This is a genomic window from Colwellia psychrerythraea 34H (assembly GCF_000012325.1).
In the GTDB taxonomy this organism is placed as follows: Bacteria; Pseudomonadota; Gammaproteobacteria; order Enterobacterales; family Alteromonadaceae; genus Colwellia; species Colwellia psychrerythraea_A.
In genome coordinates this window covers 3,032,836-3,045,222 of the sequence record NC_003910.7, presented here as the reverse complement: position 1 = coordinate 3,045,222, position 12,387 = coordinate 3,032,836, and the positions used below count along the sequence as shown (strand labels likewise).

Sequence of the window (12,387 nt, the reverse complement as noted above, 5' to 3'; positions counted from 1 at the left end):
TTGATGTTCTTGATCAATTAATTAAGGTTTTTTAGTTAAAGGTATTACTGATAATTCAGTAATACCTTTTATTGTTTGTTGTTGCCATTTTTCTTTTGGTAATTGTCGCCTAATATTTCGCATACTTTTCCAAATAGATTTAAGCGCTAGATGATCAGCCAACCACTTTGGTGTCTCTCCCCGACCATCAGCAATAAAAATATATTCAATAGCAATTTCACTACCTTCCTCTTCTGACTGCTTAGGCATTATTTTCCAATGAGCACTGTGGGTTTTAACTTGTAAGTAATCCTTTAAATTGCTCACAGCCAAAAGCATATAGTCTTCAACGTTTACGGCATCTGTTAATTTTATCTCAACACTTAAGTCATCGTTTTGCCAATAAAGAGAATTGAGTATTAAAATTCTTGCCTGTAATGGCCAGATTTTAGTCAGTTTTATATAGAAGCTATTTTCTGTCGCTGAATATTGCTTAATTATTTTGCTTTCACTGGCATTAACTAACCAATGTTGGGTGTTATCGACATTTTGTAAAAAAAATAAAAACCCAGAGATACTTGATTTGACTGTCGCCGTAGCCTTAATTTCAATTAGCTTGTCGTCAGTTTGATCATTTATTATAGCGGGACGGTAACTAACGCTTTGTGCGCTGGTTTTTTTCCATAACTTCCATGGTATTTCTGAGGCATTGGCGAAGGATAGACAGATATAAAAAAGTAGCGTTGTACAAAGGGTAAATATTTTCACTAAATTCAGCTAGTTATTAAGTACTTTATCAATAGTATTACTGATTTTTCGGTAAAGTGCTATGTAGATTCGGCGCTGATAGTTTTGTCATTTATTCCACAAACATAACTTTGTTATAGGATAGTTTTGACAGCAGTCGAATTTAAAGCAGGTATAAACAGTATTAATTGTTCAAACCTTGTTGAAAACCCTTGTTTAAAAAGGGTAAGGCTTTTACAATAATCGGGTAAAAAACCTAATTTAAAAAAAGAGCTATAGGCTCTTTTTTATGTTCAGGATGAACATAAAAAAGCTATTGCAGGACGCAGCGGCTAATACCATTTATTTTTTAACTATTAAAACTCAAGCGACGCTTAGTATGCGCCGCCACTGAATAAGGAAAAAACATGCCTGTAATTACTCTCCCTGATGGTTCCCAACGTTCTTTTGAACAAGCTGTATCTGTAATGGATGTTGCTCTAGATATTGGCCCTGGACTTGCTAAAGCAACCATTGCTGGTCGTATCGACGGAAACCTTGTTGATGCTTGTGAATTAATTACTCAAGATGCCTCTTTACAACTTATCACCAGTAAAGATAGCGAAGGTCTTGAGATCATTCGTCACTCATGTGCACATTTATTAGGGCATGCAATAAAGCAGTTATATCCAAATGTTAAAATGGCTATCGGTCCAACGATCGAAAATGGCTTTTATTATGACATTGATCTTGATGAATCAATTAGTGAAGATGATTTAGTTAAGCTTGAAAAACGCATGACTGAACTAGCACGTACCGGTTATGAAGTTGTTAAAAAGACAGGTTCTTGGCAAGATGCTTACGACGCCTTTACTGAACGTGGCGAAACATACAAATTAGCCATTCTTGATGAGAACATTGAGAAAACAGATACACCGGCTTTATATCATCACCAAGAATACATTGATATGTGTCGTGGTCCTCATGTACCAAGCATGCGTCATTGTCATCACTTTAAATTAATGAAAGTTGCTGGTGCCTACTGGCGTGGCGATTCAGACAACAAAATGTTGCAACGTATCTATGGCACAGCATGGGCTGATAAAAAGCAACTTAAAGCTTATATAGTACGTTTAGCGGAAGCTGAAAAACGCGACCATCGTAAAATTGGTAAAACATTAGATTTATTCCATTGGCAAGAAGAAGCACCAGGCATGGTGTTTTGGCATAACGATGGTTGGACTATTTATACTGAGTTAGAGAAATTTATTCGTGAAAAGTTACACGAATATGATTACGACGAAGTTAAAGCACCAATGATGATGGATAGAAGTCTTTGGGAAAAATCAGGTCACTGGGACAAATATGCTGATGGCATGTTTACTACTACCTCAGAAAAGCGTGAATACGCAATTAAACCAATGAACTGTCCTGGTCATGTTCAAATTTTTAATCAAGGTTTGAAATCTTACCGTGATTTACCATTGCGTATTGCTGAATTTGGCTGTTGTCATCGTAATGAGCCTTCGGGGTCTTTACATGGTTTAATGCGGGTTCGTGGTTTTACTCAAGATGATGCTCATATTTTCTGTATGGAATCACAAGTTCAAGCTGAAGTTAAAAAATGTATTGAAATGGTATATGACGTCTACGGCTCGTTTGGCTTTGAAGATGTTGTTGTGAAGCTTTCTACACGTCCAGACAACCGTATTGGTAGTGATGAAATCTGGGATAAAGCAGAAGCAGGTTTAGCACAAGCATTAACAGACAGTAATATTGCCTTTGAATACTTACCGGGTGAAGGTGCTTTTTACGGCCCTAAAATAGAATTCACCTTAATGGATTGTTTAGGTCGTGCTTGGCAATGTGGCACAGTACAACTTGATTTTGCATTACCAGAGCGTTTAGGTGCAACTTATGTTGGTGAAGATAACGAAAGATATACTCCGGTAATGATTCACCGAGCAATTTTAGGTTCATTAGAACGTTTTATTGGTATTTTAATCGAAGAGTTCACCGGCAAGTTTCCAACATGGTTATCGCCTATTCAGACAACAATTATGAATATTACCGATAAACAAGCACCATATTGTGAGAAAGTTGTTAAAAAACTAAAAGAAAATGGCTTTAGAGCAAAAATAGACTTGAGAAATGAGAAGATAGGCTTTAAAATCCGCGAGCACACTTTGAAGCGAGTTCCTTATTTATTAGTTGTTGGTGATAAAGAAATGGAATCCGGTGAAATATCCGTTCGAACTCGAAGTGGTGAAGATTTAGGAAAAATGTCGGTTGATGACTTTATTGCTAAGTTATCTGATGAAGTTAAATCTCGTCAGTAAAACTATAATAACGATAAAGTTATAAACGGATAACATAATAAAAGCAAAATAGTCTGTCTTTTCTATAATTCTATAGAATAAAGGCAGAGATTAAATAAATTAAAGAGTTCTTTGGAGGAACATGGCTATTAAAGGTGGACAACGAGGCGGGCGTAAAGAGCCAGCTCATCGTTTGAATGAGTTAATTACAGATATCCTAGACAACGAAATTCGTTTGATTAAGTTTGACGGAGAACCTGGTGGCATCGTTACATTAGATGAAGCAATGGACCAAGCGGATGACGCTGGTGTTGATCTTGTTGAAATTAGCCCTACTGCTAAACCACCCGTTTGTCGTGTGATGGATTACGGCAAGTTTATCTATGAAAAAGCTAAAGAACAGAAAGAACAACGTAAAAACCAGAAACAAATACAGGTTAAGGAAATTAAATTCCGTCCTGGTACAGATGAAGGCGATTATCAGGTGAAATTACGTAACCTGAAACGCTTTTTAGAAGGCGGCGACAAGGTCAAGGTAACATTACGTTTCCGTGGCCGTGAAATGGCCCACCAAGAGTTAGGTTTACAACTTTTAACGCGTGTTAAAAACGATTTAGAAGAGTTAACCGTACTTGAGTTCTTCCCGCGTCGTGCGGAAGGACGTCAAATGGTGATGGTCTTAGCCCCTAAAAATAGATAATCCTTGGTTTGACAAGTAATTAAACTTTTACTTTTTATTAAATAGAAGTTTAATTCACCAATTTTATCTTTACGCTGGTAGTACAGGCTTGCAAGTAAATTGATTGTTTTCACGTTATATTGTGATAAACGTCAGTTTCGCCCTCGCTACTTAATATTTGGCATATACCTTTTTTTTATTAGAAACGGTATAAATTTGAGAATTATTCACATGCCTAAAATGAAAACCAATAAAGGTGCTGCAAAGCGCTTTAAAAAAACAGCCTCTGGCTACAAGTTCAAACAAGCTGGCCTTCGTCATATCTTGACTAAGCGTCGTACTAAAGTTAAGCGTCATCTTCGTGCTAAATGCATGATCGCCGCATCTGACATTAAGTCAGTTAAAAAACTTTTACGTCACGGTTAATTAGGAGAGATAGAAAATGGCTAGAGTAAAACGTGGTGTACAAGCTCGTGCACGTCACAAAAAGGTTCTAAAGCAAGCTAAAGGTTATTACGGAGCACGTAGTCGTGTTTACCGTGTTGCTTATCAAGCAGTAACTAAAGCAGGTCAATACGCTTACCGCGATCGTCGTCAACGTAAACGTCAATTCCGTCAGCTTTGGATCGCTCGTATTAACGCAGCAGCTCGTCAAAATGGTTTATCTTACAGCAAATTCATTAATGGTCTTAAAAAGGCTTCTATTGAAATTGATCGTAAGATCCTAGCTGACATCGCAGTATACGACAAAGCAGCATTCACTTTCTTAGTTGAAAAAGCGCAAGCTTCTTTAGCTGCTTAAGTAAAGTAATGTAAGCTTAGCTAAAATTTAGTTAAGCTTAAAAAAAAGGACGCTTTATAGCGTCCTTTTTATTTTTAAAAGATAGTGTTTAACTAAAATTACTTCATTACAGTCCGTTTCTACATAATAATTTTTACCATTGTAAAAGAAACCTTAAGTAACGTTAGTTAAGCAGCAATTTTTATACGTGCTGAAAATATTTAATCTTTAACCAAAATAAATAATCAAGAGAACTAATTATGAACTTAGCTGATAAAGTTTTAGCCGTTAATAACGATCTTCCTATCCGTACGGATTCGCCTGTACACAGCGGTAAAGTACGTTCTGTTTATTGGTTAACAGCAACAGATAGCAAACGTCTTATCGAAGAAAAAGGCTATGATGTTCCCAGTGATACTTCGTTAGCTATTATGGTGATAAGTGACCGTATTTCTGCTTTTGATTGTATTTGGTCAGGTGAGAATGATATGCGCGGTGTTCCTGGTAAGGGCGCAGCACTTAATGCAATATCAAACCATTGGTTTAAAATGTTCAAAGAACAAGGTCTTGCCGATAGCCATATTCTAGACATTCCACACCCGTTTGTATGGATTGTACAAAAAGCTAAGCCGGTAATGATTGAAGCCATTTGTCGTCAATACATTACAGGTTCAATGTGGCGTTCATATACTAAGGGTGAAAGAGACTTTTGTGGTATTGAATTACCTGAAGGACTAGCGAAAGATAGTAAGTTAACTTCACTATTACAAACACCTTCTACTAAAGGTATATTAGAAGGTATTCCCGGTGTACCAGCGGTTGATGATGTAAATATTACCCGTAAAAACATTGAAGATAATTTTGAAGCGTTTAACTTTAAATCAGTCGATGATATTGCACGGTATGAAAAACTGCTTACTGAAGGTTTTGATGTTATCTCTACCGCTTTATCAAAAATAGACCAAGTGTTTGTTGATACAAAGTTTGAGTTTGGCTATGTCAAAGATGTTAATGGCGATGACAAACTGATTTATATGGATGAAGTAGGTACGCCTGATTCTTCACGAATATGGGATGGCGAGCAATACCGAGCAGGTAAGGTTGTTGAAAACTCCAAAGAAGGTTTCCGACAGTTACTATTAAACCATTTTCCGGATGCTGATATTTTATTAAACAAAGATCGTATGAGTGAGCGTGAAGCATTAGCACGTGACAATAAACTTCCGCTATCAGTGCTGATGGATGTATCAAAAACTTATACCGATATAGCAGAAAAAATTACCGGTAATAAAATTGTTTTATCTGATAATCCTAAAGCTGAAATTATTGCCATTTTGCGTGAGCAGTATCAGTTAATTGATTAGTTTTTAGCTAATTTAATTAATAAAAAAACCAGCTTAGTGCTGGTTTTTTTATATCCATTTTTACATCAAAGATAATAAGCCTTAATAATGCGACCTAATCCTTGCCACCTTTTTCAATTATTTCTCGCGCCATTTCATCAGCAATGATACCAGTAGGTCTTGCTTGAGCGTCAGCTTTAGCGTAAATATCTAATAAAGTGTGATAAATATCGCCAACCTTTTCGGTCGCTTTTTCATGATCATAATTATTTTCAAACGAAATATTAATGATACCTCCGGCATTAATCACATAATCGGGTGCGTATAATATACCGCGCTCTAACAAAGCTTGATCATGGCGAGGCTCGGCTAATTGGTTATTCGCACAACCTGCGATAATTACTGCCTTTAAACGGCTAAGCGTATCATCATTAATAGTGGCACCAAGAGCGCATGGGGCATAGATATCGACGTCTTGATCGTATATTTCATCTAAGCCAACTATGGTGGCATTAAATTCAGTAGCAGCCATATCTAAAGCTGTTTGATTGATGTCAGTGATAACAAGTTCTGCCCCAGCTTTGTGCAGGTGCTCACATAATTGATAACCTACGCTACCTAAGCCTTGAATGGCGACTTTGAGACCGGTTAGATCATCACGATTAAGTTTATGTTTTACTGACGCTTTGATACCGAGGAAAGTTCCAAGCGCGGTAAAAGGTGCGGGGTTACCACTTTTGCCTTCTGTGCCTGTTACAAACGGGGTAACACTGTTTGTGATGTCAATATCACTGGTAGTAATATTGACATCTTCTGCACTTAAATAACGTCCATTTAGTCTATTTAATGCTTCACCAAAGGCTTTGAATAACGCTTTAGATTTTAGTTTTTTAGCATCACCAATAATGACAGACTTTCCTCCACCCATGCTAAGACCAGCCATAGCATTTTTATACGTCATACCTTTAGATAATCGTAAAACATCAACCAGGGCTTCATCATCGTCAGCGTAATCCCACATTCTACAGCCACCTACAGCTGCTCCAAGCTTGGTACTATGTACGGCAATTATAGCCTTAAGACCACTTGCTTCATCGCTGCAATAAACCACTTGCTCGTGGTCGTCAAAATCGGGTAAATCAAATAAAGCCATTGTTTTTCTCCATTCTTTCTTGCTAGAAAAGGCAATTTAAATGTGTTGTAATGTTGTTAAGGAACGATAGCACCTAGAAAATACTCAAGCTAGTTACTGATAAAATTAACAATTTACACTTAGGACGCAAGCTGTAAGCGAAAAGCTACAACATGCAAATTTATCGTGACAAACAGCGTTATGCTATAAATAACTAATCTAAGATAAATTCGAATAACTGAGAATTAAAATGACCGAAGCAGTACAAATGACAGAAGCGCAGCAACAGCAATGGATAAAAACGCAATATCAAGTTGCTACTAAATACCTAGCCGAGAAAGGTGTTGTTACACAGAGTGTTCAGGTTGATGAGAGTCGTTATTTAGTACCGATATTAGCATTGTGGAAGTTAACATCAATAGACGGTAATAAGTTTTGGGTTTTATGTGGAGACTTACCTAGCGATCACAGCGGTGTTGATGTTGCTCCTAATGCTCGTGAAGCATTAAGACATTTTTCCTTAAAGTGGCAAATGCAAGCTGAAAACTTATTACAAGCGAAGAATGAAGAACAAAATAAATTTGCTCATTTATTAATTGGTCGTGCTGATGGTTTGTATAAGTTATTTAATGATGAGTCATTGTGGCAATCAAAATAAATCACATTAAGTGGTTTTAGATAGACTTATCTTTATTCGTATAGCATATGTTGCTTTAGCATGAATTTTTTACATCTATGCATAGAAACAACTCTATAACTTTATAAGGAAGTCTAGAAATAAAAAAAGAAGGCAGAGCCTTCTTTTTTTATAGTCAAAACATGAAAGAAAAGATTATTTTAGTTCATCAATGAAAGCAACTGCACGGCCAATGTAGCTAGCAGGTGTCATTTCACATAACTGAGCTTTAGCATGTTCAGGTAATTCAAGCGTCATGATAAAAGCACGCATAGAGTCGCCATTAACACGTTTGCCACGAGTTAATTCTTTTAGTTTTTCATAAGGTTTTTCAATACCGTAACGACGCATAACCGTTTGTACTGGCTCTGCTAATACTTCCCAATTACTGTCTAATTCAGCTGCTAAGTTAGCTTCATTTACTTCTAACTTACTAATGCCTTTTAATGTAGCACCATAAGCAATCATTGTATGAGCAAAACCAACACCTAAGTTACGTAGCACTGTTGAGTCAGTTAAGTCACGCTGCCAGCGAGAGATAGGCAATTTCTGCGATAAGTGAGTGAATAATGCGTTTGCAATGCCTAAGTTACCTTCTGAGTTTTCGAAATCAATAGGGTTAACTTTATGTGGCATAGTTGATGAACCAATTTCACCAGCGATAGTTTTCTGCTTGAAATGACCCATAGCAATATAACCCCAAATATCACGATCAAAATCGATTAAAATGGTATTAAAACGTGCGATTGCGTCAAATAACTCAGCAATATAGTCATGCGGTTCAATTTGTGTGGTAAATGCGTTGAATGATAAACCTAATGAAGTAACAAACTCATTAGCGTATTCATGCCAATCAACTTCAGGATAAGCGCTAAGGTGAGCATTATAGTTACCTACAGCGCCGTTAATTTTACCTAACATTTCAACGTTAGCAATTTGCTCACGTTGACGTTGTAGACGCACATAAACGTTAGCCATCTCTTTTCCTAACGTGCTAGGTGAGGCTGGCTGGCCATGAGTACGACACATCATTGGAATCGTTTTGTATTCAATCGCTAAGGCTTTCATCGCCGCTAAAATGTTATCCATTTCTGGTAATAATACATTTTCACGACAATCAGTTAACATTAATGCGTGTGATAAGTTGTTGATGTCTTCTGAAGTACAGGCAAAGTGAATGAATTCAGTCACAGCGTTTAATTCAGCGTTATCAGCAATTTTATCTTTTAAGAAGTATTCAACTGCTTTTACATCATGGTTAGTTGTCGCTTCAATTTTTTTGATCGTTAAAGCATCTTCTTCACTAAAGTTAGCAACAATATTATTTAATACATCATTTGCTTGTTCAGAAAATGCAGGAACCTCTGCTATTGCGCTAGTAGCTGCAAGTTTTTGTAACCAACGTACTTCAACAGTAACACGGTATTTAATTAGGCCAAATTCACTAAAAATAGAGCGTAATGATTTTACCTTGCTACCATAACGACCATCTACAGGTGATATTGCACTTAATGCTGAAAGTTCCATAATTTTTCCTAGGTTATATTAATATTCTCTTTAATTAATCGGCTTAATTTAAGAGTTAAATAGTGTTTAAATTTTATCGAATAGATTTAAGTAATTCTTTTGCGGAGTCGACTATTTTCTTACGACTGAGTAATATGTGGCGTCTTTTACCGCCGACTTGTCGCCATAATACGGCTGCACGTATACCCGCTAATAGTAAGGCTCTAATTTTATATTGGTTTACATTTTGCTTTAAAATGCTTGGCTCGCCAGTGACCTGGATTTTATGACCTAGCGGGCTAATAATATCGCTATAAATACTAGCAAAGCTCGCCGTTAAAGTGTCACTGGTCAGTGTGTAGTGCTCAAGTTGCCGCTCGATTGCGTTGATACGCTCACCGAGAGCATTAAGCTGTTTAGGCTGTTTAGCAAGACGTCTTTCTAGATTTATTAAGCTAATGATATAGCGAGTTAATTCGGGATCTTTGTGCTTTTTTGCACTACTTGTACCATTATCATTGCCTAAGTGGTTGATTAAGAGCTCAAGTCCTGTCTTGATATTATCGATCTCACCACCATAAACCGCTAAGGTATTTACTGGCGAAGTTTCAATGATACTTTGTAATAAAACACTGAATTCTTCATCAGTGATTTGACCTGTACGGGATACTTGTTGTACTTGATAAGCTACTTGGCAAATAGCGGCAAAGGTAATTGTTTGATCTTTCATTTTTTCTCTAGTATTTAGTTTATCTAGTCATTAGATGGGCTTGGCTTAGGCAATGCCTATAAGTTAGCGAATAAGGGTATCAATAATACCACCGCCTAAACAGACATCATCTTTATAAAATACAACGGACTGTCCAGGAGTCACTGAACTTTGTTGCTCAGTAAAGTCTATTTGATATTCTTCGGTAGCAGAGTCGGTTATAGGAGTAACAGTGCAGGAAACATCTTCTTGACGATAACGAGTTTTCACTGTGCATTGAATGCTAGATGTTAGTGCTTTTCTATCAACCCAATGTAATTGATTGGCAATTAGGCCTTTAGAAAATAGGCGAGGGTGGTTATGCCCTTGTCCAACAATCAGTACGTTGCGTAATAAATCCTTTTCAACAACATACCAAGGCTCTTCACCTGCATCAGCTAAACCGCCAATGCGTAGACCCTTGCGTTGCCCTAAAGTATGATACATAAGCCCATCATGATGACCGACAGCAACACCTTCTGCTGATTCAATAATACCGGGCTGAGCAGGTAAATATTGACCTAAAAAGTCTTTAAACTTACGTTCACCGATAAAGCAAATGCCAGTACTGTCTTTTTTGTTATGGGTGATTAATCCAGCTTTTTCTGCAATAGCACGTACTTCAGGCTTTTCAATATGGCCGACAGGAAATAAAGTGTGCGCTAACTGTGCTTCGTCGAGTGTGTAGAGAAAATAACTTTGGTCTTTGTTATTATCAAGACCTCGTATCATTTTCCATGAATTATCGCGTAGCTCACGCTGAACATAATGTCCTGTGGCTATGTAATCTGCACCTAAATCTTCACAAGCAAACTCTAAAAATGCTTTGAACTTTATTTCTTTATTACACATGATGTCAGGGTTGGGTGTACGTCCAGCTTTATACTCAGCAAGGAAGTATTCGAAAACATTGTCCCAATATTCAGTAGCAAAGTTGATAGTATGTAATTTGATATCTAATTTGTCACAAATAGCCTGCGCATCTTCTAAATCTTGGGATGCAGCACAATACTCATCAGTATCATCCTCTTCCCAATTTTTCATAAACAAACCCTCTACTTGATAACCTTGCTCTTTAAGCAAATAAGCAGAGACAGAAGAGTCGACACCTCCAGACATACCAACAATGACTTTGGTTTGTTCTGGGGCTTTAGTATTTGAGGCTGTTAACATGTGTTTTGACCAATAGATTTATTAAAAGTAAGTGTACTGAAATAAGAGGCGAAAAATTATAACATGCACAACTAGTAGGATATAGATTAAAGATTAGATTTTAGCTGCGATAACGGAATTTTATTGCCAGCTAAGTAATCTTCGACGCACTCTAACACCATAGGACTACGTAATTGAGCACTCTTTTCTTTTATTTGTTCAAGAGTAAGCCAATGAGTGTCAATGATTTCATCGTCTTGTGGTTGGCCTTTTAGCCATTGCTCTAACTCAACAACAAAACAAAAACGTAAAAAATATAGCTTAAGATCAGGTCGGTGAAAATAATAAATACCGCATAAAAAATCGGGTTCTACTCGTAATCCTGTTTCTTCTAGTACTTCTCGCTTTATGGCTGCAGTAAGACTTTCATTTTCTTCTAAATGCCCAGCAGGTTGATTAAAAACGACTCGACACTTTTCATGTTCTTCAACAAACAAAAATTTACCACCGTAATGGATAACGGCAGCAACAGTTGTATTGGGTTTAAATTGATTTATACCATGGTCGTTTTCATTAGATATATTAGGATCAGATGTGAGGGCGCTGTTGTTACTGCTCAACTTTATATTCCCCATTATTAATATTGTCTAATGTCCAGTTACCAATACGATATCTAATGAGTCGCAGGGTAGGGAAGCCTATATTTGCTGTCATCCGTCTAACTTGTCTATTACGACCTTCTGTTATGGTAATTTCTAGCCAAGTCGTTGGGATACTGGCACGCTCTCTTATAGGAGGGTTACGTGGCCAAACGTTAGGTTCGAGCATAATGGCAACTTTAGCCGGTTTAGTCATACCATCCTTTAATTCGACACCTTGACGTAATTTTGCTAAATCTTGTTCTGAAGGCGCCCCTTCAATTTGTACCCAGTACGTTTTTTCTGTTTTCTTAACTGGATTGGCAATCTGATGTTGTAATTTTCCATCATTGGTAAGTAACAATAAGCCTTCACTATCTCTATCTAATCTTCCTGCGGCATATATACCTGGTATGGTAATGAAATCTTTTAATGTACGACGGTTGTTCTCATCGGTAAATTGACAAAGCACGTCAAACGGTTTGTTAAAAAGCACGACTATCTGCTTTTCATCAAGTGGTCGTACCTTTCGCTGCTTTTTAGCGGTATGTCTTGTATAGCCTTTGCTTTGATTCATTTGTAGACTAATTTTCCTTTAAAATATGTGATGCCTTTCTGCCTGGCTATATTAATACGCTTTGAATTACTATACTATGTGCGCGCAAAAAATAAATTTTAGCTTGGGTGAATATGCATTAAATTCTAATAG

13 protein-coding genes are annotated in these 12,387 nt (G+C 37.0%); 6 read left to right on the top strand and 7 right to left on the bottom strand.

The features are described 5' to 3' along the window. Nucleotides 1-21: 21 nt before the first annotated feature. Nucleotides 22-747, bottom strand: coding sequence for a hypothetical protein (locus CPS_RS13020; protein ID WP_011043703.1), 726 nt, complete (start codon nucleotides 745-747; stop codon nucleotides 22-24). A gap of 386 nt (nucleotides 748-1,133) precedes the next feature. Between CPS_RS13020 and thrS the strand changes: the two genes are divergently transcribed. From thrS to CPS_RS12995, 5 genes are all read left to right on the top strand, one after another. Next, the gene (gene thrS / locus CPS_RS13015) at nucleotides 1,134-3,044 is read left to right on the top strand and encodes a threonine--tRNA ligase (protein ID WP_011043702.1); all 1,911 of its coding nucleotides are present in this window, start codon (nucleotides 1,134-1,136) and stop codon (nucleotides 3,042-3,044) included. Between the two features lie 121 nt (nucleotides 3,045-3,165). Continuing rightward, a complete protein-coding gene (gene infC, locus CPS_RS13010; RefSeq protein ID WP_011043701.1) occupies nucleotides 3,166-3,723 on the top strand; it encodes a translation initiation factor IF-3 in 558 nt (185 codons plus the stop codon). 210 nt (nucleotides 3,724-3,933) lie between these two features. Then, entirely contained in the window at nucleotides 3,934-4,128 is a 195-nt protein-coding gene (gene rpmI / locus CPS_RS13005) for a 50S ribosomal protein L35 (RefSeq protein WP_033094689.1), read from the top strand. Between the two features lie 16 nt (nucleotides 4,129-4,144). Further along, entirely contained in the window at nucleotides 4,145-4,504 is a 360-nt protein-coding gene (gene rplT / locus CPS_RS13000; RefSeq protein WP_011043699.1) for a 50S ribosomal protein L20, read from the top strand. A 239-nt stretch (nucleotides 4,505-4,743) separates the two neighbouring features. Next, complete coding sequence (locus CPS_RS12995) at nucleotides 4,744-5,847, top strand: phosphoribosylaminoimidazolesuccinocarboxamide synthase (protein WP_011043698.1); 1,104 nt, start codon at nucleotides 4,744-4,746, stop codon at nucleotides 5,845-5,847. 94 nt (nucleotides 5,848-5,941) lie between these two features. On the opposite strand, the gene CPS_RS12990 is transcribed toward CPS_RS12995, so the two are convergent. Further along, nucleotides 5,942-6,979, bottom strand: a complete 1,038-nt coding sequence (locus tag CPS_RS12990) for a Leu/Phe/Val dehydrogenase (protein ID WP_011043697.1) — start codon at nucleotides 6,977-6,979, stop codon at nucleotides 5,942-5,944. 229 nt (nucleotides 6,980-7,208) lie between these two features. On the opposite strand from CPS_RS12990, the gene CPS_RS12985 reads away from it, so the two are divergent. Next, a complete protein-coding gene (locus CPS_RS12985) occupies nucleotides 7,209-7,616 on the top strand; it encodes a DUF4826 family protein (RefSeq protein ID WP_041736999.1) in 408 nt (135 codons plus the stop codon). A gap of 174 nt (nucleotides 7,617-7,790) precedes the next feature. On the opposite strand, the gene purB is transcribed toward CPS_RS12985, so the two are convergent. The 5 genes from purB to CPS_RS12960 form a co-directional block, all read right to left on the bottom strand. Further along, on the bottom strand, nucleotides 7,791-9,161 hold the full coding sequence (purB, locus tag CPS_RS12980; protein WP_011043695.1) for an adenylosuccinate lyase: 1,371 nt from the start codon (nucleotides 9,159-9,161) through the stop codon (nucleotides 7,791-7,793). A 73-nt stretch (nucleotides 9,162-9,234) separates the two neighbouring features. Further along, complete coding sequence (gene hflD / locus CPS_RS12975) at nucleotides 9,235-9,870, bottom strand: high frequency lysogenization protein HflD (RefSeq protein ID WP_011043694.1); 636 nt, start codon at nucleotides 9,868-9,870, stop codon at nucleotides 9,235-9,237. Between the two features lie 63 nt (nucleotides 9,871-9,933). After that, nucleotides 9,934-11,061 (bottom strand): tRNA 2-thiouridine(34) synthase MnmA, encoded by a 1,128-nt coding sequence (mnmA, locus tag CPS_RS12970; protein ID WP_011043693.1) that lies wholly within the window; start codon nucleotides 11,059-11,061, stop codon nucleotides 9,934-9,936. An 86-nt stretch (nucleotides 11,062-11,147) separates the two neighbouring features. Beyond that, nucleotides 11,148-11,660: an NUDIX hydrolase gene (locus tag CPS_RS12965; protein ID WP_011043692.1), complete on the bottom strand. Its 513-nt coding sequence runs from the start codon at nucleotides 11,658-11,660 to the stop codon at nucleotides 11,148-11,150. Then, nucleotides 11,650-12,255, bottom strand: coding sequence for a pseudouridine synthase (locus tag CPS_RS12960; protein ID WP_011043691.1), 606 nt, complete (start codon nucleotides 12,253-12,255; stop codon nucleotides 11,650-11,652). Before CPS_RS12960 ends, CPS_RS12965 begins: the two co-directional genes overlap by 11 nt. Nucleotides 12,256-12,387 lie beyond the last annotated feature (132 nt).

Excerpts from the sequence above, each read along its gene's own strand:
- thrS (WP_011043702.1), top strand. The coding sequence starts at position 1,134 with ATGCCTGTAATTACTCTCCCTGATGGTTCCCAACGTTCTTTTGAACAA.
- infC (WP_011043701.1), top strand. The coding sequence starts at position 3,166 with ATGGCTATTAAAGGTGGACAACGAGGCGGGCGTAAAGAGCCAGCTCAT.
- rpmI (WP_033094689.1), top strand. The coding sequence starts at position 3,934 with ATGCCTAAAATGAAAACCAATAAAGGTGCTGCAAAGCGCTTTAAAAAA.
- rplT (WP_011043699.1), top strand. The coding sequence starts at position 4,145 with ATGGCTAGAGTAAAACGTGGTGTACAAGCTCGTGCACGTCACAAAAAG.
- CPS_RS12995 (WP_011043698.1), top strand. The coding sequence starts at position 4,744 with ATGAACTTAGCTGATAAAGTTTTAGCCGTTAATAACGATCTTCCTATC.
- CPS_RS12990 (WP_011043697.1), bottom strand. The coding sequence starts at position 6,979 with ATGGCTTTATTTGATTTACCCGATTTTGACGACCACGAGCAAGTGGTT.
- CPS_RS12985 (WP_041736999.1), top strand. The coding sequence starts at position 7,209 with ATGACCGAAGCAGTACAAATGACAGAAGCGCAGCAACAGCAATGGATA.
- purB (WP_011043695.1), bottom strand. The coding sequence starts at position 9,161 with ATGGAACTTTCAGCATTAAGTGCAATATCACCTGTAGATGGTCGTTAT.
- hflD (WP_011043694.1), bottom strand. The coding sequence starts at position 9,870 with ATGAAAGATCAAACAATTACCTTTGCCGCTATTTGCCAAGTAGCTTAT.
- mnmA (WP_011043693.1), bottom strand. The coding sequence starts at position 11,061 with ATGTTAACAGCCTCAAATACTAAAGCCCCAGAACAAACCAAAGTCATT.
- CPS_RS12960 (WP_011043691.1), bottom strand. The coding sequence starts at position 12,255 with ATGAATCAAAGCAAAGGCTATACAAGACATACCGCTAAAAAGCAGCGA.